At 65.6% G+C, this 26098-nt stretch carries 25 protein-coding genes and 1 tRNA gene; 1 reads left to right on the top strand and 25 read right to left on the bottom strand.

From position 1 onward, the window contains the following. Positions 1-13: 13 nt before the first annotated feature. From BHD08_RS11445 to rpsU, 25 genes are all read right to left on the bottom strand, one after another. Positions 14-1246: a beta-ketoacyl-ACP synthase gene (locus BHD08_RS11445; protein WP_125022374.1), complete on the bottom strand. Its 1233-nt coding sequence runs from the start codon at positions 1244-1246 to the stop codon at positions 14-16. Beyond that, positions 1246-1974 carry a 3-oxoacyl-ACP reductase FabG gene (gene fabG / locus BHD08_RS11440; protein ID WP_015278368.1) on the bottom strand — a complete coding sequence of 243 codons (729 nt, stop codon included), beginning with the start codon at positions 1972-1974 and terminating at the stop codon, positions 1246-1248. The genes BHD08_RS11445 and fabG overlap by 1 nt, the downstream gene beginning before the upstream one ends. Then, complete coding sequence (locus BHD08_RS11435) at positions 1971-2423, bottom strand: hotdog family protein (protein WP_125022372.1); 453 nt, start codon at positions 2421-2423, stop codon at positions 1971-1973. Before BHD08_RS11435 ends, fabG begins: the two co-directional genes overlap by 4 nt. Then, positions 2420-3613, bottom strand: coding sequence for a beta-ketoacyl-[acyl-carrier-protein] synthase family protein (locus BHD08_RS11430; protein ID WP_125022369.1), 1194 nt, complete (start codon positions 3611-3613; stop codon positions 2420-2422). The genes BHD08_RS11435 and BHD08_RS11430 overlap by 4 nt, the downstream gene beginning before the upstream one ends. Next, entirely contained in the window at positions 3610-4116 is a 507-nt protein-coding gene (locus tag BHD08_RS11425) for a DUF3261 domain-containing protein (RefSeq protein WP_125022367.1), read from the bottom strand. Before BHD08_RS11425 ends, BHD08_RS11430 begins: the two co-directional genes overlap by 4 nt. 10 nt (positions 4117-4126) lie before the next feature. Continuing rightward, a complete protein-coding gene (locus BHD08_RS11420; RefSeq protein WP_125022365.1) occupies positions 4127-5377 on the bottom strand; it encodes an NAD(P)/FAD-dependent oxidoreductase in 1251 nt (416 codons plus the stop codon). After that, positions 5364-7712, bottom strand: a complete 2349-nt coding sequence (locus BHD08_RS11415; RefSeq protein ID WP_125022363.1) for an MMPL family transporter — start codon at positions 7710-7712, stop codon at positions 5364-5366. The genes BHD08_RS11420 and BHD08_RS11415 overlap by 14 nt, the downstream gene beginning before the upstream one ends. After that, on the bottom strand, positions 7702-8310 hold the full coding sequence (locus BHD08_RS11410) for an outer membrane lipoprotein carrier protein LolA (RefSeq protein ID WP_125022361.1): 609 nt from the start codon (positions 8308-8310) through the stop codon (positions 7702-7704). The genes BHD08_RS11415 and BHD08_RS11410 overlap by 11 nt, the downstream gene beginning before the upstream one ends. Then, the gene (locus BHD08_RS11405; protein WP_125022359.1) at positions 8307-8732 is read right to left on the bottom strand and encodes a thioesterase family protein; all 426 of its coding nucleotides are present in this window, start codon (positions 8730-8732) and stop codon (positions 8307-8309) included. Before BHD08_RS11405 ends, BHD08_RS11410 begins: the two co-directional genes overlap by 4 nt. After that, positions 8725-10257: a histidine ammonia-lyase gene (gene hutH, locus BHD08_RS11400; protein WP_015278360.1), complete on the bottom strand. Its 1533-nt coding sequence runs from the start codon at positions 10255-10257 to the stop codon at positions 8725-8727. Before hutH ends, BHD08_RS11405 begins: the two co-directional genes overlap by 8 nt. Continuing rightward, positions 10250-11194, bottom strand: coding sequence for a glycosyl transferase (locus BHD08_RS11395; RefSeq protein ID WP_125022357.1), 945 nt, complete (start codon positions 11192-11194; stop codon positions 10250-10252). Before BHD08_RS11395 ends, hutH begins: the two co-directional genes overlap by 8 nt. After that, entirely contained in the window at positions 11191-12006 is an 816-nt protein-coding gene (locus tag BHD08_RS11390; RefSeq protein ID WP_125022355.1) for a glycosyltransferase family 2 protein, read from the bottom strand. Before BHD08_RS11390 ends, BHD08_RS11395 begins: the two co-directional genes overlap by 4 nt. After that, on the bottom strand, positions 12003-13679 hold the full coding sequence (locus BHD08_RS11385; protein WP_125022353.1) for an acyl-CoA synthetase family protein: 1677 nt from the start codon (positions 13677-13679) through the stop codon (positions 12003-12005). Before BHD08_RS11385 ends, BHD08_RS11390 begins: the two co-directional genes overlap by 4 nt. Continuing rightward, entirely contained in the window at positions 13676-14251 is a 576-nt protein-coding gene (locus tag BHD08_RS11380; RefSeq protein WP_256678668.1) for a hypothetical protein, read from the bottom strand. The genes BHD08_RS11385 and BHD08_RS11380 overlap by 4 nt, the downstream gene beginning before the upstream one ends. A gap of 49 nt (positions 14252-14300) precedes the next feature. Continuing rightward, positions 14301-14558, bottom strand: coding sequence for an acyl carrier protein (locus tag BHD08_RS11375; RefSeq protein WP_015278355.1), 258 nt, complete (start codon positions 14556-14558; stop codon positions 14301-14303). A gap of 12 nt (positions 14559-14570) precedes the next feature. Next, positions 14571-14834: a phosphopantetheine-binding protein gene (locus tag BHD08_RS11370; RefSeq protein ID WP_015278354.1), complete on the bottom strand. Its 264-nt coding sequence runs from the start codon at positions 14832-14834 to the stop codon at positions 14571-14573. After that, on the bottom strand, positions 14815-15621 hold the full coding sequence (locus BHD08_RS11365; RefSeq protein ID WP_125022351.1) for a 1-acyl-sn-glycerol-3-phosphate acyltransferase: 807 nt from the start codon (positions 15619-15621) through the stop codon (positions 14815-14817). Before BHD08_RS11365 ends, BHD08_RS11370 begins: the two co-directional genes overlap by 20 nt. Next, complete coding sequence (locus BHD08_RS11360) at positions 15597-16319, bottom strand: beta-ketoacyl synthase chain length factor (RefSeq protein WP_125022349.1); 723 nt, start codon at positions 16317-16319, stop codon at positions 15597-15599. Before BHD08_RS11360 ends, BHD08_RS11365 begins: the two co-directional genes overlap by 25 nt. 197 nt (positions 16320-16516) lie before the next feature. Then, a complete protein-coding gene (gene trxC / locus BHD08_RS11355) occupies positions 16517-16954 on the bottom strand; it encodes a thioredoxin TrxC (protein WP_125022347.1) in 438 nt (145 codons plus the stop codon). A gap of 68 nt (positions 16955-17022) precedes the next feature. Further along, positions 17023-18300 (bottom strand): bifunctional O-acetylhomoserine aminocarboxypropyltransferase/cysteine synthase, encoded by a 1278-nt coding sequence (locus tag BHD08_RS11350; protein ID WP_125022345.1) that lies wholly within the window; start codon positions 18298-18300, stop codon positions 17023-17025. A 91-nt stretch (positions 18301-18391) separates the two neighbouring features. Continuing rightward, positions 18392-20182: an SLC13 family permease gene (locus tag BHD08_RS11345; protein ID WP_125022343.1), complete on the bottom strand. Its 1791-nt coding sequence runs from the start codon at positions 20180-20182 to the stop codon at positions 18392-18394. A 233-nt stretch (positions 20183-20415) separates the two neighbouring features. Then, positions 20416-20492, bottom strand: a tRNA-Ile gene (locus BHD08_RS11340). Between the two features lie 156 nt (positions 20493-20648). Further along, positions 20649-22502, bottom strand: a complete 1854-nt coding sequence (rpoD, locus tag BHD08_RS11335; protein ID WP_015278348.1) for an RNA polymerase sigma factor RpoD — start codon at positions 22500-22502, stop codon at positions 20649-20651. A 67-nt stretch (positions 22503-22569) separates the two neighbouring features. After that, positions 22570-24513, bottom strand: a complete 1944-nt coding sequence (gene dnaG / locus BHD08_RS11330; RefSeq protein WP_125022341.1) for a DNA primase — start codon at positions 24511-24513, stop codon at positions 22570-22572. Positions 24514-24651: 138 nt separating this feature from the next. Beyond that, positions 24652-24867 (bottom strand): 30S ribosomal protein S21, encoded by a 216-nt coding sequence (gene rpsU / locus BHD08_RS11325; protein ID WP_003296736.1) that lies wholly within the window; start codon positions 24865-24867, stop codon positions 24652-24654. Positions 24868-25063: 196 nt separating this feature from the next. Between rpsU and tsaD the strand changes: the two genes are divergently transcribed. After that, on the top strand, positions 25064-26089 hold the full coding sequence (tsaD, locus tag BHD08_RS11320) for a tRNA (adenosine(37)-N6)-threonylcarbamoyltransferase complex transferase subunit TsaD (protein WP_125022339.1): 1026 nt from the start codon (positions 25064-25066) through the stop codon (positions 26087-26089). Positions 26090-26098: the final 9 nt, after the last annotated feature.

The raw sequence follows: 26098 nt of genomic DNA, 5'->3' as shown, positions 1-26098 counted from the left end.
GGTGGGTGAAGCGCTAGGCCCAGCGACGGAAGATCAGCGAGGTGTTGATCCCGCCAAAGGCGAAATTGTTGTTCATCACGTACTCGTGCTGCATGGCACGCGGCGCATCCCGCAGGTAATCGAGATCGCCACAGCGCCGGTCGACCTCGTCCAGGTTGAGCGTGTGGATATAACGGTCGCGGTTCATCATCTCGATGCTGAACCAGGATTCCAGCGCACCGCACGCGCCCAGGGTGTGGCCGAGAAAGGATTTCTGCGAGCTGATCGGCATGCCGCTGCCGAACAATGCCTGGGTCGCCTGGGTTTCGGCGATGTCGCCCTGCTCGGTGGCGGTGCCATGACCGTTGACGTAGCCGATGGCCGCCGGTGCGAGGCCGGCATCTTCCAGGGCCAGCTCCATGGCCCGGCGCATGGTCAGCTGCTCGGGCTTGGTCGCGTGTTGGCCGTCGGCATTGCTGCCGAAGCCGACCAGCTCGGCATGAATCGTCGCGCCGCGCGCCAGTGCGAGCTCCAGCTCCTCGAGCACCAGCATGCCGGCGCCTTCGCCGATCACCAGGCCATCACGTCCGCTGTCGTAGGGGCGCGGCGAGGTATGCGGTGCGTCGTTCTTCAGGCTGGTGGCGTAGAGCGCATCGAAGACCATGGCCTCGGTGGCGCACAGCTCCTCCGCACCGCCGGCCAGCATCAGTGGCAGGCGGCCGAACTTGATCGCCTCGTAGGCGTAGCCGATGCCCTGGCTGCCGCTGGTACAGGCGCTGGAGGTGGGGATCACCCGGCCGGTGAGGCCGAAGAAGATGCTGATGTTGGCCGCCGTGGTGTGCGGCATCATGCGGATGTAGGAGTTGGCATTCAGCCCGTCGGCCACTGAATTCAGCAGCATGTTGCCGAAGGCCTTGATCTCCTCGGTACTGCCGGTGGAGGAACCGCAGGCGACACCCATGCGACCATCGCGGATCGAAGCATCGTCTAGCAGGCCGGCATCGGCCAGTGCCCGCTCGGCAGCCAGCACCGACAGCCGCGACACGCGGCCCATGCTGCGCAGCTGCTTGCGCGTCCAGTGCGTCGGCACGGCGAAATCATCCACAGGACCCGCCAGGCGGGTGTTCAGCTCGGTGAAGCGATCCCATTCATGCATGCGGCGAATACCGCTGCGGTTGGCGCTGAAATTGGCCTCGATGCTTGCCCAGTCGCTGCCCAGCGAGGTAATGCCGGCCATGCCGGTGACGACTACACGTCTGCCGCTCATCAGCACAGCCCTCCGTTGACGGCGATGACCTGCCGGGTGATGTACGCCGCCTCGGCGGACATGAGGAAATTAACCGCACCGGCGACCTCTTCCGGCGTGCCCATGCGCTGTGCCGGAACCATCTTCAGCATTTCTTCGATAGGCAGTTCGGCGTCGAGCATCTCGGTATCGATCAACCCCGGCGCAACGCAGTTGACGGTGATTCTGCGCTTGCCCAGCTCCACCGCCAGCGCTTTCGCGGCGCCGATGACGCCGGCCTTGGACGCGCTGTAGTTGACCTGGCCGCGGTTGCCGATCAGGCCGGATACGGAGGTGATGCAGACGATTCGCCCCGGCTGGCGACGGCGAATCATCGGCATGGTCAGGGGGTGCAGCACGTTATAGAAGCCGTCCAGGTTGGTGCGCAGCACCTGGTCCCAGTCGTCGTCACTCAGCGCCGGGAAGGCACCGTCGCGGGTCAGACCAGCGTTGCAGACCACGCCGTAATAGGCGCCGTGGGTTTCGACATCGGCTTCCAACTCGTGACGGCAGGCGACACGGTCGGCGATGTCGAACTGCAGGATGCGTGCGCTGCGACCCATCCCCTGTATTTCGGCCTGGACCGCTTCGGCCTGGTCGCGGCGTGAGCGGCAGTGCAGCACGATGTCATGGCCGGCACGGGCCAGGCGCAGCGCGATGGCGCGGCCAATGCCGCGGCTGGAGCCGGTGACGAGGACGGTTTCACTCATGGGGCAGACTCTTGTAGGTAGCTCGCCACTTCGGGCGGGCGGAACACGTTCAGACGCGCTTCGGCATGGATGCCGGGGCCGTCGAGATGACATTCGAAGACGCCCATGCCGTTGTCGTCCTGCAGCGACCGGGTGGCACGGACGCGCAGCCGGGCGCCGACCGGGAAGGTTTCGACATTGCACTGGTAGTTGCGCGTACCGAGCAGGAAGCCGAGGGCGACCGGCTCGCCGGCCTGGCGTGCATGGCAGCCGGCGAAGGCGGCGACGCTCTGCGCCATGATCTCGACGCCGACCCAGGCCGGCAGGCTGCCGTCGGCCGCGCTGAGCAGGCCGTCGGCGCGTACCAGCAGGTGAGTGTCCACGCTGTCTTCATCGAAGCGCTCGACAGCGTCGAGCAGGATCATGTCGCCAGCGTGGGGTAGCAGTTCGGCGAGGGGCCAATCGATCACGGCGCGTCTCCCAGGATCAGGCTGATATTGTTGCCACCGAAGGCGAAGGAGTTGCTCATCAGCCGTCGCGGCGCGGCTCTATCCATCCGCAGCTCGGCCGTGACCAGGCGCAGCGGCGGCAGGTCCGGGTCCGGCTGGCCGTCCCAGCGGTGCGGTGGCAGCTGCTGATCGGCGTTGAAGCGCGACAGCGCCAGCCAGCAGAATGCCGCCTCCAGCGCGCCGGCGGCGCCGAGGGTATGGCCGGTCAGCGGCTTGCTCGAAGAGCAGGCGACGCCCTGAGGAAACAGCGTGGCGACGGCCTGGCTTTCCATGGCGTCGTTGTGCGCGGTGGCGGTGCCGTGCAGGTTGAGGTAGTCGATCTGTTCGGGCGTGCAGTCGGCAGTGGCCAGTGCCTGGCGCATGGCGGCCAGCGCGCCGCGGCCTTGTGGTTCGGGGGCGGAGATATGGTAGGCATCGGAGCTGGCGCCGCCGCCAAGCAGGGCGATGGCGCCCTCAGCGGGCTCGCGGGTCATCAGAAACAGCGCCGCCGCCTCGCCGATGTTGATGCCGTTGCGGTTGCGCGAGAAGGGATTGCACAGCGACTCGCTGGTGGCCTCCAGCGCGGTGAAGCCTTGCAAGGTCAGGTCGCTCAGGCTGTCGACACCGCCGCAGAGCACCGCATCGCAAATGCCGGCGTCGAGCAGACGTTTGGCGCTGAGCAGGGCGCGTGCACTGGAGGTGCAGGCGGTGGAGATGGCATAGCAGGGGCCGGCCAGTTGCAGCCATTCGCCGAGAAAACTCGCCGGCGCCGCCAGTTCCTGGTGCCCGTAGTGATAGCCGGGTGGAAAGGCGCCGTTGTTCAGCAGGCCGGCGATACCTTGCGCGGCTTCCTGGATGCCGGTGGTACTGGTGCCCAGGACCACGCCGATACGACTCTGGCCGTAACGGGCGATTGCCGTACGGATATCCCTTTCGATTTCCTGCGCGGCAGCCAGCAACAGCTGGTTGTTGCGGGTCGCATGACGTGGATCGTCGCCGGGCAATGCCGGCAGTGCGCAGCGGACCGCGCCCACCGGCAAGCGTCGACCGGCCACCGGCTGCGGATGGGGCTGCATGCCGGAGGTGTCGCCGGCGAACAGGCGTCCGGCTACCTCGGCCTTGCCGCTGCCGAGCGCGCAGATCACGCCAAGGGCGTCGAGGTAGGCGGTCATCGTTGGCTTCCGGTCGAGTCGGGCAAGGGGGCGACACGATAGGTCAGCCCCGGCGCCACGTCGAGTTCGAAGCTCTGTGCGGATCCATAGTGGACCTGCCAGCGCAGGCCGTCGCCCTGGCGCAGCCGGCGCTCGCCCGCGCCGGGCTGTTCGGCCGCGGTGCCATACAGCGCGGCCAGCTGGTCGCGGTCGGTCAGGGCGAACAGCAGGGCGGCGAACAGCTCGCGCGCCTCCGGATTGGGTCGCAGCAGCCCGTCGGCGTGCCAGGCGCCGTTGTGCAACTGCTGGCGCGCCAGCGGAATGCCCAGCGGGTCGAGCAGCGACCAGCGCAGCGATGTTCCTTCGCGCTGGATCACCAGCAGCCAGTCGACCGGCTCGCTGCCCCGGCGCTGCACATGCAGCTGCAGCGGAATGTCCAGCGCTGGCGTGGTTACCGGCAGCGGTGGGCGCGCCGCGCAGCCCGCCAGCAGCACGAAGCACAGGCCGAGCAGCAGTCGCCTCATTGCAATCCGCTCACGCGTCGGCACCGGCCGAGCAGAGTTCGGCCAGTACGCGCAGACGGCGTTTGGGTTCGGCGACATAGGGGTTCTTTTCGTCCCAGGCATAGCCGGCGAGGATCGAGCTGATCATCCGGCGGATCTCCGGCTGGGCGTGTTCGTAGTAGATCACGTCCTGGAAGCTGCAATCGTACCAACCCTCCACGTAGGTTCGGAAGGTATCGACGCCGCGCTTGAGTGGCGCGGCGAACTCGCGTTCCCAGTCCACTGTTTCGCCGCTCAGCTGGCGATGCAGCACGGCGGCGGCCATGTGTGCCGAGCGCATGGCGATGGTCACGCCGGAGGAAAACACCGGGTCGAGGAACTCGGCGGCGTTGCCCAGCAGGGCGAAGCCCGGACCGTGCAAACTCTTGACGTTGGCCGAGTAGCCGCCGATCAGGCGCGCCGGGGTGTCCCATTCAGCGTTCTGCAGAATGCGTTTGAGGTTCGGTGCCTCCTGGACGAATTCGCGCAGGCAGGCATCGAGGTTCACCGGCCGGCCTTCGTAGCGCTCGGCACTGGCGACCACACCCAGCGAACAACGGCCGTTGCTGAACGGGATGGTCCAGTACCAGACATCGCGCAGCTCGGGATGGGTGGTGATAAGGATCTTCTCGCGGTCGAAACGCGGATCGTCGATGCGGTCCTCGATATGGGTGAAGATCGCCCGGCGCACCGGGAAGCCCGACGGCGCCTCCAGGTCCAGCAGCTGCGGCAGTACCCGGCCATAGCCGCTGGCATCGAGCACGAAGGCGGCATCGACGCGGTATTCGCTGCCATCGGCCCGACGAACCTGCAGCCAGGGCCGCGCGCCGCTGAAATCCGCCGCGGTGACTTCTTCCTCGTAGCGAATCTCCACACCCTGCAGCTCGGCCTGGTCGGCCAGCAGCTTGTCGAAGTCGGCGCGCTGGACCTGATAGGTGCTGCCATGGCCGGCGGTGAACTTGTCGCGGAAATCGAATTCCGTGTAGCGCTCGCCCCAGCCGAAGGCCGCGCCGTGCTTGGTCTGGAACCCCGCCGCGCGCACCGCCTCGAGCATTCCGGCTTCCTCGATGAAGTCCAGGCAATGCGAAAGCAGGCTCTCGCCGATGGAGAAGCGCGGAAAGCGCTGGCGTTCGACGATCAGCACGTCGTGGCCCTGGCGCTTGAGCAGCGCGCCGGCGATTGCGCCGGACGGGCCGGCTCCGATGATCACGACTTCACGGTGTTGCGTCTCAAGCGGCGCCATACGGCCTCCCTGCCTGTGCTGGTGTGTCTTGCTGATGGATGGCCCAGGGGGCCAGGAAAAAACTGAATGCCAGGCCGAGGCTGACGGTGAGGCCGAAGTTGCTCACTGCCGGCGTGCTGGACACCGCCAGCAGGCCGAACGACAGCCAGGTGGTGGTGGCCGCCAGCAGGGTGCCGACCAGGCTGACCGCGGCGCCGCCGACCTGCTCGCGCATCAGAATGGCGTAATCCACGCCGATCGCGGTGACCAGCAACAGGCCGAACAGGCCGAACAGAGTCAGTGATTGACCGAGCCAGCCGAGGCTGGCCAGGCTCGCCAGGGCGGCCAGCAGCGGCACGGCCAGGCAGCGCAGGGCGCCGCGCGGCCCGAAGGGGATGCAGAGCAGGGCAAAGATCAGCAGGCTGGCGAGCAGCTTGAGTTCGCCGGCCTGCAGCTTGGTCGCGGCGAACAGCTGGTTGAGCCGGGCCGGTTGGTCGACCAGCGTCGTGCCGGGCACGCCTTCGGCGATCTGCTCAAGGGCAGCACCGTCGCGCAGCCCCTGCAGGCTGATCAGCCCGGCGACGCCGTCGTCCGTTTTGCCAAGCCAGAGCGCGCGCCAGGGTTCGCCCAACGGGCCAGCCAGCGCCGCCTCGAGGGTCACCGGTGGTTGTGCCTGCAGGCGCTCGATTTCGGTCCGCAGGGCGTGGACGTCGACGCCAAGCGCCGTTAGCAGCTGGCTGGCGGCGAGCAGTTGCGCCAGGGCGGGGCGCAGGCGGGCCTGTTCGGCAGTCGGTGCAACCAGCTGGCTCAGGGCGAGGTAGCCACCCAGCCGCTGCTCAGTCTGCAGAGGGTCCAGGCGGCGGCTCAGCTCGGCCTGACGCTCGAGCAGGGCGTCGGCATCGGCGGCACGCACGAGGAAATACTGACTGGTGGGCTGGAAGCCGGTGATCGTGCCGATACGCTCGGCTTGCTGTTGCAGTAGCGGCGCGCGGCTGACCCACTGGCGCAGGTCATCCTTGAACGACAACTGCAGCACGCCACCAAGGCAGAACAGTCCGAGGCCGGCCAGCAGCCAGGGAGTCCCGATGCGGGCCAGCAGGGTCTGACGCAGCTGCAGCCAGCACTGCGCCCAACCCAGCGGGTGCGGCCAAGGAGTCAGATGGCCGCTGAACAGCACGGGCAGCAGGCAAGTTGTGCAGAGAAAGGCGCCGAGCAGCCCGGCGGCGGAGAACACCGCCACCTGGGTCAGTGCCGGGAACGGCGTGAAGGCCAGCGCCAGGTAGCCGATCAGGTTGGTCAACAGGGCCAGCGCCAGCCCGGGCAGGATCAGACGAAGTGCGCGCCAGCCGTGCCAGGGCTGCAGCGTCCAGCTCTTGGACAGGTAGTGCAGCGGGAAATCCAGGCTGACGCCGATCAGGCTGGCGCCGAGCACCAGCGTCAGTACGTGCATCTGGCCGAACAGCGCGACGCAGGCGGCCGCCCCCGCCAGCGCACCGACCAGTACCGGCAACGCGGCTAGCAGGATGCGCGGCGTGCGGAACAGCCAGAGCAACAGCAGCAGCGTGGCACCCAGCGACAGGCTGCCGATCAGGCTCGCCTCGGCGCGGGCCGAGCGTTGACCATGGGCGGCATGCAGCACACCGCCGGCCGCGAGCAGTTCGCCGCCGGCGGTTTCGACAGCGCTGCGGGCGGTCTCGACGAGTGCCGCTACCTGTTGCGGCAGGCGCTCGTCGAACGCATCGCCCTGCGTGCGCGCGTGCACGACGGCCCAGCGTTGACCGGCGTGCTCGGCAATCAGATGGCCATCGCCACCGGTGCGAAGGTTGCCCAGCTGCGGCAACCGTTGCAGGGCCAGGCCGGCGATGCCGAACCAGTCCTGTTCGAGCGGCAGCGGGCTGGCGGCGAACGGGTCGTAGAGGCGCTCGATGCGCTGCTGGACGAACCGCGCGGGATGTTCGATGAGCTGCTGGCGCTCGGTATCGTCGAGTAATCCGAGGGACTGCTCGCGCAGCTGGCGGGCGACCGCCGGCAGATCGGGCTGCACCCGCTCGCGTACCTGCGCGAACAGCCCGCTGCCACGCAGTTCGGCTGCCAGGCTTTCAGTCAGGCGCTGGGTTTCACGCTCGTCGTCATGCCGGATCAGCAGCATCAGGTCGCGCTTGAGCGGCTCCTGCATGCGCTCGGTCGCCAGCTGTTCCAGCGCGTCGTGGCTGTCGCTGGGCAGCAGCTGCAGCAGGTTGGCGCTCAGCGGCGGACCATCGCGCCATTGCCAGGCGCTCAGCGCCAGCAGGCCGAGCAGCGCCAGGCAGAACAGCGCGGCCGGCCAGCGCTGGGGCTGCAGCGGCTCAGTCGGCAAGATCGCGCTGCTCGCTGGCCGTGAGAGCGACGTCGGTCTGGCTGTCGAGCAGACGGATCAGCGTGCGATCACCCTGGGCTTCGTGTAGCTCGATCTGAGTCACCGTCTCACCGCCGTGGATCTCGATGTCAGCGAAGATCTGCCTGAGCAGCGCGCCGCGTGGCGTCAGTTGCAACCGCCAGGCCGTGGCTGCACCGCTAAGCTCGAGTTGAAAGTCGCGCTGCAGGGCCTGGGTGGCCCCGCTCAGCACGGCGAGGAACAGCTGATTCTGCCGGGCCGAACCGCCCTGCGGGTCAACCGCCTGCCAGCCATTCTCATTGCGCCGCGCGATCCCCTCAGGCGTGATGCGATAGTCCTGGCGGATCGGCTGTTGCAGCAGCCAGAGCAGGCCGTGGTCGCGGGACAGGGCGAACTGGCCGTGACTGGTCAGCGGCTGCGGCAGGGCACGGAGATGCTTTTCCTGAATGAAGTCGCCACGTACCACGGCCGGCCCGCTCAACTGTTCGGCGAGCTGTGGCAGGTCGAAGGGCTGCGCCATGGCGGTGTTGGCAACCATCAGCAGGACGGTGGCGGCCAGCCATTTCTTGAAGGACGTCATGCCAGTGCGCGCTCCACCGCGTCGACGAAGACTCGTGGTGAGGTGAGCAGCATCTCGCGGCTGGCGATCTCCACGGCGACCTGCACGGTGCTGCCGCGGGTCATGCGCTCGCCGGTTTCGGCATCGCGGATCAGGTAGTTGATCTTCAGGCGGTTCTCCCACTCCACCAGGTCGGCGCGCACCACGATGCGCTGGTTGAAGCGGGCGCCGCGCATGTAGCGCAGCTGCACGTCGATGATCGGCCAGGCATAGCCGGCGTCGCGCATCTGCTGATAGTTGTGGCCGATACGCTCGAGCAGCGCACAGCGGGCGATTTCGAAGTACTTGACGTAATGGCCGTGCCAGACCACGTCCATGGAGTCGACGTCGAAGAACGGCACGAGCATCTCGACCTCGGCCTGCAGTACGCCGTCCTTACGCATAAAGCCTCCAGTGCCGGTTGCGGATCTGCGCGAGACACAGGCGCAGTTCGCCTTCCAGCGCGCGGTCTTCGATCAGCGGGGGGAAGGTCTCCGCCAGTTCGCTGTGCATGGCCGCCAGTGGTGCGGGCAGCGGGCGCGCGTCTTCCTGGCGCTGGCGCAGCCAGACGCCCTGCTGGGCGGCGAGCAGCGTGGCCGCGGCGACCTGCTCGCTCAGCTCCAGGCTGCGCAGCGCGTCGCGGGCGGCGATGGTGCCCATGCTCACCTTGTCCTGGTTGTGGCATTCGGTGGAGCGCGAGAAGACGCTGGCCGGCATGCTGTTTTTCAGCGCCTCGGCAGTCCAGGCGCTGGTGCCGATCTGCACCGCCTTGAAGCCATGGTTGATCATCGCCGTGGCGGCCGGCGCGCCGGAGAGGTTGCTCGGCAGGCCGTGGTTGTAGCGTGTGTCGACCAGCAGGGCGAGCTGGCGGTCGAGCAGGTCGGCGACATTAGCCACCAGATTCTTCAGGCTGTCCATGGCGAAGGCGATATGCCCGCCGTAGAAGTGTCCGCCGTGCAGCACGCGCTCGTTGTCGGCATCGATGATCGGGTTGTCGTTGGCGCTGTTCAGTTCGGTTTCGATGAACTGGCGCAGCAGGCCCAGGCTGTCGGCCAGCACGCCGAGCACATGCGGTGCGCAGCGGATGGAGTAGCGGTCCTGCAATCGATGCAGCGGCGCAGCGGGAGCATCGATTGCCAGGTCCTGACGAATCCAGGCGGCGACCTGGGTCTGACCCGGGTGCGGCTTGGCGGCGAACAGGCGCTCGTCGAAATGCTCCGGGTTGCCCTGCAGGGCGATCACGTTCAGCGCGGTGATACGGGTTGCCAGCTGCAACAGATAATCGGCGCGGGCGTAGGCCAGGCAGGCGAGACCGGTCATTACCGCGGTGCCGTTCATCAGTGCCAGCGCCTCCTTGGGGCGCAGCGTCAACGGCGTCCAGCCCAGCTGGCGGTGCACCTCGGCGGCGCTGCGGCGCTCGCCGCGATACAGCACCTCGCGCTCGCCGGCGAGAGCGGCGGCGACATAGGACAGCGGCGTCAGGTCGCCGCTGGCGCCAACCGAGCCTTCCTCAGGAATCAGCGGCAGCACGTCGTGCTCGAGAAATGCCTGCATGCGTTCCAGCAGCTCGATGCGTACGCCGGACATGCCATGGGTCAGCGAGCGCAGGCGCGCGGCGAGCACCGCGCGGGTGGCCTCGGCCTCCAGCAGCTTGCCCAGGCCGCAGCCGTGAAAGGTGAACAGGTGCTGCGGCAACGCTTCGACCTGATGCAGCGGCACCGCCACCACGCAGGAGTCGCCATAGCCGGTGGTGACACCATAGATCACGCCTTCGCGGTCCAGCAGGGTGTCGAGAAACTGTGCGCCGCGGGCTATGCGGCTGCGAAAGGCCTCGTCCGCCTGCAGCCGTGCCGGCGCTCGGCGCTGCGCCACGGCCAGCACGTCCTCGATGCGCAGAAGGTTTTCGCCAAAGATCACGGGCTCAGTCACGACGCGGGTCCTGTGTGTTCCAGAAGGGATAGAAGTTGAACCATTGCAGCGGCGCCTCCAGGCAGCGCGCGGCGAGGCGGTCGGCGTAGCGCTGCACTGCTTGCGCGATCACCGCTTCGCGGTCGGCGCGGCGCCAGCGGATGCGTTCGGCGAATGGTTCGAGATGCACATGGAAGTGCTCGTCCTGCTTGAGACAGAACAGCAGATTCACCGGGCACTCCAGCAGGCCGGCGAGCAGCCAGGGACCCTGGGGAAAAGCTGCCGCCTGACCGAGGAAGTCGGCCATGGCGGTGCGCCCGCCGTGCAGCGGCACCCGATCACCGGCGATGGCCAGCCACTCGCCGCGCTCCAGGCGCTGGGACAGCTGCAGCATGGTCGCAGGGTCCAGCTCGCTGACCTGGATCAGCCGCAGGTTGTCGGCGCCGGACTGGTCCAGTAGCCGATTGAACTGCTCGGCGTGACGGGTGTGTACCAGCACGTTCATCCTTACTTCGCCGCCGATCTCGGCCAGTGCCCGGCAGATCTCCAGATTGCCCAGGTGCGAGCCGACCAGCAGCTGACCGCGCGGCCCGGCGAGGCTGGCGTGCAGGTTGGCCGGGTCGTGGATCACCAGGCGTTCCCGCCCGACGCGCCCGCTCCAGACATCCAGCTTGTCCAACAGCGCTTCGGCGAAACTCATGAACTGGTGATAGACCGAGCGCGTGCTCGGCTGCAGTTCGGCGCGACCGCTCCAGCGCGCCAGGTAGCCCTGATACTGGCGCGCGCTGTTCCGGGCGCTGCGGCCGAACAGGTAGAAATACAGCACGATCAGATACAGCAGCGGCGCCATGGTACGCCGACCCAGGACCCGTACCGCCCAGGCGGTCAGGCGCATCAGCGCGAAACTGCCGCGCTCGCGCTGCGCCGCCCAATGCGAGGGCACTGGGGCTTCGCTCATCGTTGCAGACGCCGGGCGAGCAGTTTTGGCGCGCGCAGCAGCATGCCGAAGAACAGCCGGGCATGCATGGCGGAGATCAGTGCGTTGTCCAGCCAGAGGCGGAAGTGCGAGACGCCATCGGCCGGGTAATGCACCCGCGTCGGCAGCCAGACCATCGGCTGCTGCTGCCAGTGCAGGCGCACCAGGATCTCGGTGTCGAAATCCATGCGCCGGCCCAGGCGCACGCGGTCGAGCAACGCCAACGTTGGCTCCAGCGGGTAGACACGGAAGCCGCACATGGAGTCGCGGATCGCCAGCGACAGGGTGTTGATCCAGACCCAGACATGGGTCAGGTAGCGGGCATACAGGCGCCCCTTGGGCACGCTGGCGTCGTATCGCGGATAGCCGCAGATCACCGCATCCGGCGCCTGGCTGGCGCGGTCGAGGAACAGCTCGACACCGGACAGGTCGTGCTGGCCGTCGGCGTCGACCTGCAGCGCATGGCTGAAGCCCAGTCGTCGCGCCTCGCGCAGGCCGCTGATCACTGCGCCGCCCTTGCCCTGGTTGCGCGAATGACGGAGCAGGAAGACGCTTGCCTGCTCCGCCAGCTCGTCGATAACCGCTGCAGCGGCTGGGCAGGAGCCGTCATCCACCAGCACGCAGGGCAGATCCGCCGCACGCAGCGCGGCGACCACAGCGGGCAGGCTGCGCTCGTGGTTGTAGACCGGAATCACCGCGCAGGGCTTGAACCAGTCGTCTTCGACCGGCGGGGCGAGCGTCGCACTGGTGCACGGCTGGCCCACTACAGGCGGCAGGGGATTCAGCGTGGTCATGGACGAACTCCCAGCAGGATGCGGCCGGACGAGCAGGGCTTGCCGGCGTTGTGATAGGCGAAGTACAGCTTTCCGCGCTCATGATCGAAACGCAGGCTCAGCTCCAGACGATCACCCGGGCGAGCCAGCTGCTGGAACTTCAGCACTTCCATGCCGGCGAAGCGGGGCGGCAAGTCGTTGAACAATTCGCGCGCGAGGTCCATCGCCCATTCGATCTGCACCACGCCCGGCAGCACCGGCGTACGCGGGAAATGGCCGCTGAAGTGCGCCAGGTCCAGCGGCACGCGCAGCTCGATCTGCCAGTGGTCGTTCTGCCACTGCTGCTGCAGGCGCTCCGGTTCGCGCGGGCGCGGTGCCAGCAGCAGGGCGTCGAGTTCGGCCTGGGGCAGTTTGCCCTGGGCATTGCCTGGTAGCTGATGCAGCAGGCGCCAGCGTCGCGGCAGGGCCAATGCTTCGCAGTGGTCGTTCAGATGCTGGCGCAGAGCCTGGGTGACGGCGCGCCGCCCCTGGTTGCGCAGGGCGAATATGCCAGCCTCGCTCAGCGCCACCAACGCGCCGAGATAGGCCCGCTGCTCCTGGATGACGCCCAGGCGGGCCTCGCTGACGTAGGCGTGCTCGGCCAGCGCGCCTTCCAGCATCGGCAGCGAAACGCGCTTCTCTTCCAGCTTGACGATGCGATCCAGCCGGCCACGCAGGGCGAAACGGCCATCGGCGTGCAACTCGGCGCCATCGGCGGTCTGTTCAACGTGCCCGCCAGCGAGCCAGGGCGAGGCCACGCGCAGCGCGCCGTGATCGTCCTGGCCGAGCTCGACGCCCGGCAGCGGCTGCCACAGCTCGCCGCCCTGGCGCCAGGCGATGCCGCCGGTTTCCGAACTGCCGTAGATCTCGGTAGGCCACTGGCCAAGGCGCTGTTGCAGCAGCTCCGCGGCTTCGATTGGCAATGGGCCGCCGGAGGAGAACACCCGACGCACCTGGCGCAGCGCCGGCCAGTCGAGGTTGTCGCCCATGCGCTTGAGCAGGGCGGGACTGGCCACCCAACAGAACGCCGGTTGTTCACGGCTGGCCCGCTGCATGTCCTCGGCGAACGGCAGGGCGCGGCGCAGCATGGGACGGCCGGCGCACAGCGGCCAGAGCACACGGAACAGCAGGCCGTAGATGTGCTGTGTGGCGACGCTGCCGATCACGCTGGCAGCTCCAAGATCGACGCCCCACAGCGCTTCCAGCGTCTCGACCTCATGGGCGAGCTGCACCAGGCGCTTGTCGATCAGTTTGGGCTGGCCGCTGGAGCCGGAGGTGCAGAGCGTCAGGCCGAGCAGTTGTGGGTCGAGCTCGGCGGCGCCCAAAGGCTCGCCCAACAAGTCCGTCAGGCTGTGATCGCCAGGCAGATCGGTCAGCCACAGCTCGGCCTGTGCATCCAGGCGCTCACGGTTCGCCGGCTGCAGGTCTGCCGGCAGCAGCACACGGGCCCCGGCGCGCCAGGCGCCGAGCAGGGCGATCGCCAGCTGCGCGGCATCCTCCAGGTGCACGGCCAGGCTGCGCACATTGCGTCGCTGCAGCCCACCGGCCAGCTGCAGCGCCTGCTGTTGCACCTGGCCGAGCGACAGCGCGGGGGCATCGGTTACCGGGCGCGATTCGCCTGAAGTCAGTAGTTCACACAGGGCAATCCAGCTCATGGGCGGCCTCTGACCCGCTGGCGCACCAGCCACTCGCCGGCGAACAGCAGGCCCATCAGGCCGTAGGCGATCAGGCCGTTGTACAGCGTCCACCAGGCCAGCGGCGCCCACAGCGTCAGGGCGGCGGCGATGGTGCCGTTGAAGATGAAAAAGCCCACCCAGACCTTGGTCACTTGCCGCGTATAGCGCACGCCGGCTTCCGCCAGATCGGGCTCCTGCAGCCGCGCCAAACGCTCGATCACTGGCATGCCGACGAACAGGCTGCCGGCGAACAGCGCAAGCATGGCGGCGTTGATCAGGACCGGATACCAGCGCAGCAGGACACCGTCATCGAGTAGCGCCAGGGCAAGGCAGAACAGCAGCGCGACAGCGGCCGTGCCGCGGCTGGCGGCGCGCTCGCTGCTCAGTAGGCGGGCAAGCCAGAGCGCCCCGAGGAGCGCAGCGAATACCCGCGGCGAGAGGTGCTCGATGCCGAAGTAGACGGCGAACGGATAGGCCAGCCCGGCGAGCAGCAAGGCGAGGCCTGCCATGCGGGCCAGGCCGGGCGGGATGGTGGATGAGCGTGGAAGCATCAGGAGTCCGAAAAACCGTGGTTGTGCTGCGGGGCTGGCGCGATGTCCGTCAGGCGGTTTCCGCGCTGGTCAGGCGATAGACCGCCTCCACTACGTCACCGACGGTGCGCACGGCCTTGAACTCCTCGGCGGCAATCTTCTTGCCGGTCTGGCGCTTGATATGGTCGATCAGGTCGACGGCGTCGATGCTGTCGATCTCCAGGTCCTGATAGAGGTTGGCCTCGAGAGTGATGCGCTCGGGTTCGAGTTCGAACAGTTCCACCAGGGCGTCGCGCAGGGTCTGGAAAATCTCGTTACGGCTGTTCACGGCAGATGCTCCTCAGGCGATGGCGCGGCTGGCGCTGACGAAGGCTGCCAGGCTGTCGACGCTGGCGAAATGTTTGCGGGTGTCCTTGGCGTCGGCGTCGATCTTGATGCCGAAGCGCTTCTGGATCGCCAGGCCGAGTTCCAGGGCGTCCACCGAGTCGAGGCCAAGGCCTTCGCCGAACAGTGGCTGGTCGGCGACGATGTCGTCCGGGCCGAGGTCTTCCAGACCCAGGGCGTCGATGATCAGTTGCTTGATTTCAAGCTTGAGTTGGCTCATCGAATGCGAGCTCCTTTATGAAGTGTCGGTGCAGATGGTCGTTGAGGCGGCGCGAGGCAATCGGCGCCGCGCCTTGGGCAGCGAACGTTTGTGGGTCGATGTCTTCACCGACGCGCAGATGGAAGTGGAAGCGCCGCGAGGGAATGCGGTACCAGGGCTCGGCCTTGGTCAGCGTGGTTGGTGTCACGCTGATCACCACCGGCGTCACCAGCCGCGCGCCGCGTAGGGCAATGGCCGCCGCGCCGCGATGAAACTGTGGAGCCTGGCCGGGCGTGGTGCGGGTGCCCTCGGGGAAGATGATCAGCGTCTGGCCCTGCTGCAGGGCTTCGGCGGCTTCGTCGAGCATCTCGGCGCTGCCGTCGTTGCTGATGTACTGCGCGGCCCGGATCGGACCGCGGGTGAAGGGGTTGTCCCATAGGCTCTGCTTGACCACGCAGTTGGCGTCGCGGATCAGCGCGATCAGCACGACAACGTCGATCAGCGAGGGATGATTGGCAATGATCAGCTGACCCGGGCGCCCCAGCCGCTTGGCGCCCTCGACCTCATAGGTGAGCACGCCGCTGCGGTACATGAACTGCACGAACAGCCAGAACAGCCGGCTGACCGTCTGCCGCGCGCGGCGGCGATGTGTGTCCGCATCGCCCGGAAGCAGCGAAAGCAGTGGGAATACGATCAGCCGCAGGCAAAGACCGCCAATGCCGAACAGGACGAACGACAGGCCGGTGGCGACGAGGCGCCATAGCCAGGGCGTGTTGGGCCGCTTCAGCGAGTCCGCTGCCAGTTCCATTTGCGCGTCTTCCAGTGATGCGTGAATTGGGAATCGTCGCCAAGCAAGGCCCGGATCAGTTGCAGGGCATGGGGCTGGTGCCGCTGCGCCGCTTGATCATCGGCAGCCTGCAGTTGCAGTTGCCAGCTGTCGCCTTTGGTCAGCCGCAAGGCCAGCGCATAAGGCGTGCTTTCGTCGATCCATGGGCGATAGGCTTCGGGGGGCGACTCTTCGGCGATCACCAGCAGGACAGCGGGCGCGCCTTCCTTCAGCAGCAGACTGGCCTCGAGCACCGCGTGTTCCAGCCCGTCGCCCTCCGCAGCAATAGCGGTCATCTCACTGGTATCGCTCTGGAATATTGACCAGAGCCCGACGATGGCATTGTGCACGGAGAGGCTGAACTGGGTTGGCGACAGCGGCTGCGTAACCGCCAGATCGCTGAGCAGGGCGAAATTGCGCGTGGTTTCGCCATGGCGCGACGCGTACACAAACGGCATCGGAGGCTGGCCTTCGGCCAGTGGATGGGCGACAGCAAATACCATCCGCGCCAGTCGGCTCAAGCGCCTGCGCTGCATCGCCGGTAGGAAGGATACATCCGGCTGCGCCTCTGGATCGTCCTGCCATTGGCTAGCACACGCCCAGCGCGACCAGTCGTCCTGGCAGGTACGGCCCGGAGCCCAGGCCTGCCATTGGTCGATGTCGAAGCGTATTGCGCTCATGCTCGCGCGGCTCCCGTGACGAGGCCGGCGTACAGACGTCCGTGTGTTGCTTGCATTGAAAGTGCCGCTCGAAAAGTGCGGGCATTATCCAAGTGCCATGAACGCTACGCAAACATTGCGATACATATCCTGATGGGAGGTCGCAATAGTTGCGGAACTCGCCGCTTTGCAGAGTGTCTGGGCGCGCCGGCAGCTGGTTATCTAACCCCCTGCTGCGCCAGCCAGGCCATTAGCTGCGGCAGCGGCATGGCTCCGCTCTGTCGTGCCACCTCGCGGCCGTCGCGGAACAGGATCAGGCTGGGAATCGAGCGGATGCCGAGTTGCGTCGACAGCTGCGCGTTGGCTTCGCTGTCGAGCTTGGCCAGGCGGCAACGGCCGTGCAGCTGGCTGGCTGCCTGGGCGAAGGTCGGGGCGAAGCTGCGGCAGGGGCCGCACCAGCTGGCCCAGACGTCCACCAATAACGGCAGGTCGCCCTTGATCTGGTTGGCAAACTGGCTCTGTTGCAGATCGAACGGCGCGCTCGGCAGCGCCTCGGCCTTGCAGCGACCGCAGCGCGGCGCGTCCTGTAGCCGGTCTACGGGGATGCGGTTGAGGCTGGCGCAGTGCGCGCAAGGGATGATCAGCGATTCGGTCATGGCGAGGCTCCACAGCGGTATGCCGTTAATGTGGAGCCTCGCTGGCGGATATCAAGGCGCGTGCTGCCTCAACCCTTGGAAGCGCTCAGCGCCTGGGCCAGATCGGCAAGGATGTCGTCGATATGCTCGATGCCGATGGACAGCCGGATCAGGTCCTGGGAGACACCGGCGCGGGCGAGTTCGTCTGCATTCAGCTGACGGTGCGTGGTGCTGGCCGGATGGCAGGCCAGGGACTTGGCGTCGCCGATATTGACCAGGCGCACCACCAATTTGAGTGCGTCGATAAAGCGCGCACCAGCTTCGATGCCGCCCTCGATACCGAAGCAGAGGATCGACGCCGGCGTGCCACCCATATAGCGCCGCGCCAGCTCATGCTCGGGGTGATCCGGTAGTCCGGCGTACTTCACCCAGGCCACCTGCGGGTGGGCCTGCAGGAATTCGGCGACCTTCAGTGCATTCTCGCAGTGGCGCTCCATGCGCAGTGCCAGGGTTTCCAGCCCCTGCAGAATGAGGAACGAGTTGAACGGCGAAATCGCCGCGCCCATGTTGCGCAGCGGCACCACACGGCAGCGGCCGATGAAGGCGGCCGGGCCGAACGCTTCGGTGTAGGTGACGCCGTGATAGGACACATCGGGAGTGTTCAGCAGCGCAAAGCGCTCCTTGTGCTGCGCCCAGGGAAACTTGCCGGAGTCGACCACGATGCCGCCGATGCTGGTGCCGTGGCCGCCCATGTACTTGGTCAGCGAATGCACGACGATGTCGGCGCCATGCTCGAATGGCCGGCAGAGCATCGGTGTGGCGACGGTGTTGTCGACGATCAGCGGCACGCCATGGCGGTGCGCGGCTTCGGCCAGCGCCGCGAGGTCGATGACGTTGCCCGCCGGGTTGCCGATGGACTCGCAGAACACCGCCTTGGTGCGCTCGTCGATCAGCGACTCCAGCGCGGCGATGTCATCGTGGGCGGCGAAACGCACCTCGATGCCCTGGCGCGGCAGGGTGTGGGCGAACAGGTTGTAGGTGCCGCCATAGAGTTTGGCCACCGAGACGATATTGTCGCCGACTTCGGCAATGGTCTGGATGGCATAGGTGATCGCCGCCATGCCCGAAGCCACGGCCAGCGCCGCGACACCACCTTCCAGTGCCGCGACGCGCTGTTCGAGCACGTCGGTGGTGGGATTCATGATGCGCGTATAGATGTTGCCCGGCACCTTCAGATCGAACAGATCGGCACCGTGTTGGGTGTCGTCGAAGGCGTATGAGGTGGTCTGATAGATTGGCACCGCCACCGCCTTGGTGGTCGGATCAGGACTGTAGCCGGCGTGGATGGCCAGGGTTTCCAGTTTCATGACGCGCTCCTTTTTCTTGTTCGTCGGGCAAAGGCCGCAGAGCATGAAACTGAAAGGCATCCCGGTCAATGATCCAGGGCAAGCCTGATCGTCAGAGCGGCGTCAGCGGCCAGAACAGCGGAATCACCAGCGTGCCGACGCCCCACAGCAGCAGGTTCAGCGGGATGCCGATCTTGAGGAAATCGGCGAAGCGGTAGCCGCCGGCGTTGTAGACGAAGGTGTTGGTCTGGTAGCCGATCGGTGTGGCGAAGCTGGCGCTGGCTGCGAACATCACCGCGACGACGAACGCGCGGGGATCGACACCCAGGTGCTGGGCCAGGCCGATGGCAATCGGCGTGATCAGGACTGCCACCGCGTTGTTCGACAGCATCTCGGTGAGCAGCGAAGTGAGCAGATAGATGAACGACAGCATGAACAAGGGGCCGGCCCAGGGCGTCAGCGTCGTCACGTTCTGCACGATAAGCTGCACCAGGCCTACCTTGTCCATCGCGATGCTGATCGCCAGCATGCCGAAGATCAGGCTGAGAATCTTCCAGTCCACCGCCTTGTACGCATCCTCGACGTCCAGGCAGCGGGTCGCCAGCACCGACGCCGCACCGATTATTGCCAGGCCTTCAATCGGCATCACGCCGAAGGCGGCCAGCACCATCACCGCGAGGGTGGCGATGATCGCGATTGGCGCCTTATCGCGGCGGAACGCGCGTTCCTGTACCGCATTGAGGCTGATCAGCTCACCGTTATCGGCGAAACGCTTGATCTGCGCCGGTGTGCCCTCGACCAGCATCACGTCGCCAAACTGCAGCTGAAAGTCGTCGAAGTTGCCCTGGATGTTTTCGTCCTGGCGGTGCACGGCGAGCACGCTGATGCCGTAGCGCGCGGACAGGTCGAGGTCGCGCATCGGCCGGTGGCTGTACCGCGAACCGCGGCCGACGATGGCCTCGGCGAGGATCACGTCTTCACTGCTGATGGTTTCGAAGGCGTCGCCACGGTTAAAGGTCAGGTGGCCGCTTTCACGCAACTCCACCACGTCCTTGACTTGGCCGTGAATCATCAGCAGGTCGCCGGCGGTGAGGGTGAAGTCATGCTCCGGTCGGCTGAACAACTGGGTGTCACGATTCACCTGCAGTACCTGCAGGCCGCTGCCGCCATTGAGGTTGGCCTCGGCGATGGTCTTGCCGATCACCGGCGAATTCAACGGGACGCGCAGCTCGGTCATGAAGTTGCGGTCCAGCCGCGGGCCGAGCAGCTTCGACAGCGTGTCGCGTTCCGGCAGCAGATGCTTGCCGATGGTCAGCAGGTAGACCATGCCGGCGGCGGCCATGATCAGTCCTGCCGCGGTGATCTCGAACATGCCGAAGGGGGCAAGGCCCGCCTTGCGTGCTACGCCATCGACGAGAATGTTGGTCGATGTACCGATCATCGTCAGCGTGCCGCCGAGGATGGTGGCGTACGACAGCGGAATCAGAAGTTTCGAAGGCGTGGTGCCGGCGCGCTTGGCCAGCGAAATCGCCACCGGCGTAAGGATCGCCACCACCGGCGTGTTGTTCAGGCAGGCGGAGATTACCAGTGCGGTTATGGTCAGGCCGAACAGCACCCGCGTAGGGCTGGTGCCCACCAGATTCCCGAGCCAGTTGCCCAGCGCATCGATGCATCCGGTGCGCTCCAGCGCCGCCGAGATGATGAACATGCAGGCGATGGTGACCGGCGCCGAGTTGGACAGCACGCCGAGCACTTCACCGGGCGTCAGCAGCTGCGTCGCCAGCAGCACTGCCACGGCAATCGCCACGACGATATCCGGGCTCCAGCTCTCCCTTACGAACGCCACCAACACCCAGATCAGCAAGGCGCAGACGAACAACAGCGGCAGCGATTCTGGAAGCATGGACGTCCTTAAGGGTGGCTACTGAGGTGCATCGAAACGGTGATGCCCGCGGCGCAAGATAGAGACGTCGACTTAGAGAGTCCAGAAACCTTTCCTGCTGTTTATATTCGTTCTGGTTATTAGCGCTGAATCGGCGCGACCGCCGCGCGAGGGCCGGAATGGCGGCATTGCCGAGCAAAGCTCATCAACAAGGGGGATAAACGAAAAAGCCGCGCAATGCGCGGCTTTGAAGGTGGTGGGCCCACACGGACTCGAACCGTGGACCAAAGGATTATGAGTCCTCTGCTCTAACCAACTGAGCTATAGGCCCCCAGAAGGCCGGCGGATTATACCGATGGGCTTTGTCATGCGCCAAGGTTTGTGGCCGTTGCGTGCTGTTCCGATGCATTACGGGCGCAGGCAGCTCAGGCGCCTGGTGGCAATGCCGCAGAAACGACAACCCCGGCATGAGCCGGGGTTGTTGGTCTTACTCGTCGAGGAAGGAGCGTAGGTGCTCACTTCTCGTCGGGTGGCGCAGCTTGCGCAGTGCCTTGGCTTCGATCTGGCGGATCCGCTCGCGGGTGACATCGAACTGTTTGCCGACTTCCTCGAGGGTGTGGTCGGTGTTCATGTCGATGCCGAAACGCATGCGCAGTACCTTGGCTTCACGGGCGGTGAGGCCGGAGAGCACTTCGCGAGTCGCTTCCTTGAGGCTTTCCACGGTGGCCACGTCGATCGGCGACTGCATGGCCGAGTCTTCGATGAAGTCGCCCAGGTGCGAGTCTTCGTCGTCACCGATCGGCGTTTCCATGGAGATCGGCTCCTTGGCGATCTTCAGTACCTTGCGGATCTTGTCCTCGGGCATTTCCATGCGCTCGCCAAGCTCCTCAGGTGTGGGTTCGCGACCCATTTCCTGCAGCATCTGACGGGAGATGCGGTTGAGCTTGTTGATCGTCTCGATCATGTGCACCGGGATACGGATGGTCCGCGCCTGGTCGGCAATGGAGCGAGTGATCGCCTGGCGAATCCACCAGGTAGCGTAGGTCGAGAACTTGTAGCCGCGGCGGTATTCGAACTTGTCCACCGCCTTCATCAGGCCGATGTTGCCTTCCTGAATCAGGTCGAGGAATTGCAGGCCGCGGTTGGTGTACTTCTTGGCGATGGAGATCACCAGGCGCAGGTTGGCCTCGACCATCTCTTTCTTCGCCCGGCGGGCCTTGGCCTCACCGATGGACATGCGACGGTTGATGTCCTTGATGTCCGCGATCGCCAGGCTGCATTCCTGCTCCAGTTCGATCAGCATCTGCTGGCAGCGCTGGATGTCTTCCTTGCGGTTGCCGATGGCTTCGGCGTACTTGCCCTTGCCTGAGGCCAGTTGCTCAGCCCAGTCCAGGTTTGTCTCGTTGCTCGGGAACTGACGCAGGAAGTCGGCGCGCGGCATGCGGGCATCACGCACGCACAGCTGCATGATGGCGCGTTCCTGAGCACGGATCTGGTTCAGCGCGTTGCGCACACGCTCGACCAGTGCATCGTACTGCTTGGGCACGAGCTTGATCGGCATGAATAGGATGGCGAGGGCTTCGAGTTCCTCGACAGCCTGCTGGCTGGCACGGCCATGCTTCTTCAGCGCTTTGTTGGCTTTTTCCAGCTGCTCCGCGACCGCGCCGAAACGCAGGCGTGCAACTTCTGGATCCGGCCCGCCGTCGCCTTCTTCTTCCTCGGTGTCGGAGTCTTCTTCGTCCTCGTCGTCCTTGTCGTCAGCTGCCGGTTTCGCCGCGGTCTGCGGAGCTTCCGGTTCGACTTCCTGAGGTGCGGCAGCGCCGTCATCGTCGGGGTCGATATAGCCGCTGAGGATGTCGGACAGGCGGCCACCTTCGGTCGTTACTCGCTCGTAATCGGCGAGGATGCTGTCGACGGTGCCGGGGAAGTGAGCGATGGCGCTCATCACCTCGCGAATGCCTTCCTCGATGCGTTTGGCGATTTCGATCTCGCCTTCGCGGGTCAGCAGTTCGACGGTGCCCATTTCGCGCATGTACATGCGCACCGGGTCGGTAGTGCGGCCGATGTCGGTCTCGACCGCAGCGAGTGCGGCGGCGGCCTCTTCGGCAGCGGCTTCATCGGTATCGGCTTCGGCCAACAACAGGGCATCGGCATCCGGGGCAACCTCGAATACATTGATGCCCATGTCGTTGATCATGCGAATGATGTCTTCCACCTGTTCCGGATCGGAAATATCCTCCGGTAGGTGGTCGTTGACCTCGGCGTAAGTCAGGTAACCCTGCTCACGGCCACGCTGGATCAACTCTTTGAGGCGGGACTGCTGTTGCGCTTTTCCGGACATATAACCCTATCCACTGAAGGTTCTGGCGGGCTGAAAACAAGCTGAGCATTATAGCTGAGCTAAGACCTCACGCGCCAGTTGAGGTCGGTGTCGTGGGTATTGCGTTGCGGCTCAGTAGGTTACGCAGTTGGTCTTTTTCCTCTGCGCTGAGTTCACCCTGGCGAGCCTTGCGCAGCAGGTTCTCGAGTCGGCGTTCCCGCTGTCGGGCGGCAAGGCTATTAATGGTGTCGAAAAACTGCTGTTCAAGGTTATCGGCAGAGATCAGCCATTCTTTCTCTGCAAGTGCACGTAAAAGTCGCCCTTGGTCGGTTCCATGCCAGCGGGCGATCAATTGCAGGCTGCGCAGCTTCGGGTTCTTCTGCAGCGCGCCGAGCAGCGCAACCAGCAACTGTGCGTAGGTGTCGTCCTCGGCTGCGAAGTGGCTGACGTCTTCGACTTTCTGCGCCAGTTCGGGATGGTGCAGCAGTGTGCGCAGTGTGGTCAGTGTCGGTGGTTCGACCGTGGCTGGTGTGCGAGGTCCGTGAGGCTTGAAGTCTGGTCGCTGTCCGGATTTTTTCCAGTCTTTCTTCCATTCCTTCTTGCCGCTGCGTTGCTGTTTCGGCGCTTCCGGAGGCTCGAAGTAGTCCGTTTCGGCATAGTGTGCGCCGGTTTCGTAGTACGCCGAGTCGTCGTATTCGGGTGTGCTGTTGCCGGGATTCGGTGCGGGTGTGGCCGCCATGTACTGCAGGGCTTCGCCGTTGAGGCCGGTGATCTCGGTCAGGCGTTGGCGCATCAGTGCGCGCAGGTTGGAGCCTGGAATCTTTTCGATGAGCGGCGCTGCAAGCGTAGCCAGGTGGGCCTTGCCTTCCAGTGAGCGCGGATCGGCTTCATCGCTCAGCTGCTGGAAGAAATAGTCTGCCAGCGGCTGCGAATGCTGCTGAATGCGCGCGCGAAACGCATCGGTGCCCTCTGCGCGGACCAGGGTGTCGGGGTCTTCCCCGTCCGGCAGGAACAGAAAGCGTGCGCGACGGCCGTCTTGCAGGTTCGGTAGGGTCGCCTCCAGGGCTCGCCAGGCGGCCTTGCGTCCAGCGGCGTCGCCGTCGAAGCAGAACAGCACGCTCGGTACGATGCGGAACAGGCGCTTGAGATGCTCTTCGCTGGTCGCGGTGCCGAGAGTGGCGACGGCGTTGCGCAAGCCTTGCTGGGCCAGAGCAATGACGTCCATATAGCCTTCAACCACCATGATTTCGTCGAGATCGCGGTTGGCCTGGCGTGCTTCGTAGAGGCCGTAGAGTTCCTGGCCCTTGTGGAATACCGGGGTTTCCGGGGAATTCAGGTACTTGGGCTTGTCGTCGCCCAGGACGCGGCCGCCGAAGGCGATGACCCGGCCGCGGCTGTCGCGGATGGGAAACATCACGCGGTCGCGGAAGCGGTCGTAGCGTTTGCCGTTCTCGGCGTTCTCGATCAGCAAGCCGGCATCGATCAGTGCCTTCTGCTGCAGGGCATCGCCACCGAGATGCTTCATCAGGTTGTCCCAGCCGGGCGGAGCAAAGCCCAGGCCGAAGTCTCGGGCGATCACGCCGGAGAGGCCGCGGCCCTTGAGGTACTCGACGGCCGATTTGCGGGTCGGGTGGCTCTTCAGTGCCTGGCGGTAGTAATCGGCTGCGGCAGCGAGTAGCGGGTAGAGCGGCGAGTCGACCGGTTGGCGCGGCTTGTGTTTGCGCCCGCTATCCTCGTGGGGGACTTCCATGCCGGCGCGCTTGGCCAGTTCCTCGACCGCTTGGGGGAAATCCAGTTGGTCGTGGTCCATGACGAAGCCGAGCGCGTTGCCGCCGGCGCCGCAGCCGAAGCAGTAGTAGAACTGCTTGTCCGGGCTGACGCTGAAGGAGGGCGTCTTTTCCTTATGAAAAGGACAGAGGGCGCTGTAGTTCTTGCCGGCTTTTTTCAGCTGGATGCGTGAACCCACCACTTCGACGATGTCGGAGCGGTTGAGCAAATCATCGATGAAAGATTGCGGGATCAGGCCGGCCATAAGGGTGTCAGATTACGCTCGCATTGCATGAGCCGGAAATGAAAAAACTCCGGCCATTCGCCGGCTGGCGAAGCGGAGTATGCATGCAATGCAAAGCCCGGCCTGAGCCGGGCTTGATGCGACGTCAGCTGTACTGGATCAGTACAGGCGGACGCTGCGGCGCTGCTCGCGCTGCACTTTCTTGGCGTGACGCTTGACTGCAGCAGCAGCCTTGCGCTTGCGCTCGGAAGTCGGCTTCTCGTAGAACTCGCGCGAGCGGACTTCGGCCAGAACGCCTGCTTTCTCGCAGGAGCGCTTGAAACGACGCAGTGCTACGTCGAAGGGTTCATTCTCTTTAACTTTGACAGCGGGCATCCAGGACTTACCTTCACTTGATTACCGGTGGCAACGCGCTTCGGCAATGACTCGCAAGCACGCTGGTTTTAAGGGTTGCGGATGTTACCCGCTCCAATTGCGGAATGCAAAGCCCCTGATCGAAAAGCGCTGGTCGGTCGGACGGCCCGACGATTAATATGCACGGCTTCATTCGCCCTCCGGAAAGGTTGAACCCATGCTGGTGCTGGGGTTGGAAACGTCCTGCGACGAGACTGGTGTCGCGCTTTACGATAGCGAGCAGGGCCTGCTGGCCGACGCGCTATTCAGCCAGATCGACCTGCATCGCGTCTACGGCGGCGTGGTGCCCGAGCTCGCCTCGCGCGACCACGTGAAGCGTATGCTGCCGCTGATTCGCCAGGTGCTGGAGGAGGCTGGTCGCGAGGCTGGCCAGATCGATGCGGTGGCGTATACGGCGGGCCCGGGGCTGGTCGGTGCGCTGCTGGTTGGGGTCTCCTGTGCCCAGGCGCTGGCTATGGCCTGGGGCGTGCCGGCGGTCGGTGTGCATCATATGGAAGGTCATCTGCTGGCGCCGATGCTCGAAGCGCAGCCGCCGGCATTCCCGTTCGTCGCCTTGCTGGTGTCGGGTGGCCATACGCAGTTGGTCCGAGTGGATGGCATTGGTCGGTACGAGCTGCTCGGCGAGTCGGTCGACGATGCCGCCGGTGAGGCTTTCGACAAGACCGCCAAGCTGATGGGTTTGCGCTACCCAGGCGGGCCGGAAATCGCTCGCCTCGCCGAGCAGGGCACTCCGGGCCGCTTCGTCTTTCCGCGGCCGATGACCGATCGGCCCGGTCTGGATTTCAGCTTCAGCGGCCTGAAGACCTTCACCCTAAATACCTGGCAGCAGTGCCGTGCCGCGGGCGATGAGTCCGAACAAACCCGCTGCGATATCGCGCTGGCCTTCCAGCAGGCGGTGGTCGAAACACTGACCATCAAGTGTCGTCGGGCGCTCAAGCAGACGGGTCTGAAGTCATTGGTCATTGCCGGTGGGGTCAGCGCGAATCAGTCACTGCGCGAGTCGCTGGAGCGGATGCTCGGCGAGCTCAAGGGCCAGGTGTTCTATGCACGCCCACGCTTCTGCACCGACAATGGCGCGATGATCGCCTACGCTGGCTGTCAGCGTCTGCTCGCCGGGCAGCATGATGGTCCGGCGATCACCGTGCAGCCGCGCTGGTCAATGGAGACACTGCCGGCGATCTGATGAACGTTG

The organism is Pseudomonas sp. SCT (genome assembly GCF_003864275.1).
Lineage (GTDB): Bacteria > Pseudomonadota > Gammaproteobacteria > Pseudomonadales > Pseudomonadaceae > Stutzerimonas > Stutzerimonas stutzeri_AE.
This window is presented reverse-complemented; position numbering and strand designations above follow the sequence as displayed.

What these genes read in the sequence shown, in the direction of transcription:
- BHD08_RS11410 (WP_125022361.1), bottom strand. Translation starts at nt 8,310, where the DNA reads ATGACGTCCTTCAAGAAATGGCTGGCCGCCACCGTCCTGCTGATGGTT.
- BHD08_RS11350 (WP_125022345.1), bottom strand. Translation starts at nt 18,300, where the DNA reads ATGAAACTGGAAACCCTGGCCATCCACGCCGGCTACAGTCCTGATCCG.
- BHD08_RS11445 (WP_125022374.1), bottom strand. Translation starts at nt 1,246, where the DNA reads ATGAGCGGCAGACGTGTAGTCGTCACCGGCATGGCCGGCATTACCTCG.
- BHD08_RS11390 (WP_125022355.1), bottom strand. Translation starts at nt 12,006, where the DNA reads ATGACCACGCTGAATCCCCTGCCGCCTGTAGTGGGCCAGCCGTGCACC.
- trxC (WP_125022347.1), bottom strand. Translation starts at nt 16,954, where the DNA reads ATGACCGAATCGCTGATCATCCCTTGCGCGCACTGCGCCAGCCTCAAC.
- BHD08_RS11380 (WP_256678668.1), bottom strand. Translation starts at nt 14,251, where the DNA reads ATGCTTCCACGCTCATCCACCATCCCGCCCGGCCTGGCCCGCATGGCA.
- BHD08_RS11370 (WP_015278354.1), bottom strand. Translation starts at nt 14,834, where the DNA reads ATGAGCCAACTCAAGCTTGAAATCAAGCAACTGATCATCGACGCCCTG.
- BHD08_RS11405 (WP_125022359.1), bottom strand. Translation starts at nt 8,732, where the DNA reads ATGCGTAAGGACGGCGTACTGCAGGCCGAGGTCGAGATGCTCGTGCCG.
- BHD08_RS11425 (WP_125022367.1), bottom strand. Translation starts at nt 4,116, where the DNA reads ATGAGGCGACTGCTGCTCGGCCTGTGCTTCGTGCTGCTGGCGGGCTGC.
- BHD08_RS11420 (WP_125022365.1), bottom strand. Translation starts at nt 5,377, where the DNA reads ATGGCGCCGCTTGAGACGCAACACCGTGAAGTCGTGATCATCGGAGCC.
- rpoD (WP_015278348.1), bottom strand. Translation starts at nt 22,502, where the DNA reads ATGTCCGGAAAAGCGCAACAGCAGTCCCGCCTCAAAGAGTTGATCCAG.
- tsaD (WP_125022339.1), top strand. Translation starts at nt 25,064, where the DNA reads ATGCTGGTGCTGGGGTTGGAAACGTCCTGCGACGAGACTGGTGTCGCG.
- BHD08_RS11365 (WP_125022351.1), bottom strand. Translation starts at nt 15,621, where the DNA reads ATGGAACTGGCAGCGGACTCGCTGAAGCGGCCCAACACGCCCTGGCTA.
- fabG (WP_015278368.1), bottom strand. Translation starts at nt 1,974, where the DNA reads ATGAGTGAAACCGTCCTCGTCACCGGCTCCAGCCGCGGCATTGGCCGC.
- rpsU (WP_003296736.1), bottom strand. Translation starts at nt 24,867, where the DNA reads ATGCCCGCTGTCAAAGTTAAAGAGAATGAACCCTTCGACGTAGCACTG.
- BHD08_RS11385 (WP_125022353.1), bottom strand. Translation starts at nt 13,679, where the DNA reads ATGAGCTGGATTGCCCTGTGTGAACTACTGACTTCAGGCGAATCGCGC.
- BHD08_RS11395 (WP_125022357.1), bottom strand. Translation starts at nt 11,194, where the DNA reads ATGAGCGAAGCCCCAGTGCCCTCGCATTGGGCGGCGCAGCGCGAGCGC.
- BHD08_RS11345 (WP_125022343.1), bottom strand. Translation starts at nt 20,182, where the DNA reads ATGCTTCCAGAATCGCTGCCGCTGTTGTTCGTCTGCGCCTTGCTGATC.
- dnaG (WP_125022341.1), bottom strand. Translation starts at nt 24,513, where the DNA reads ATGGCCGGCCTGATCCCGCAATCTTTCATCGATGATTTGCTCAACCGC.
- BHD08_RS11430 (WP_125022369.1), bottom strand. Translation starts at nt 3,613, where the DNA reads ATGACCGCCTACCTCGACGCCCTTGGCGTGATCTGCGCGCTCGGCAGC.
- BHD08_RS11360 (WP_125022349.1), bottom strand. Translation starts at nt 16,319, where the DNA reads ATGAGCGCAATACGCTTCGACATCGACCAATGGCAGGCCTGGGCTCCG.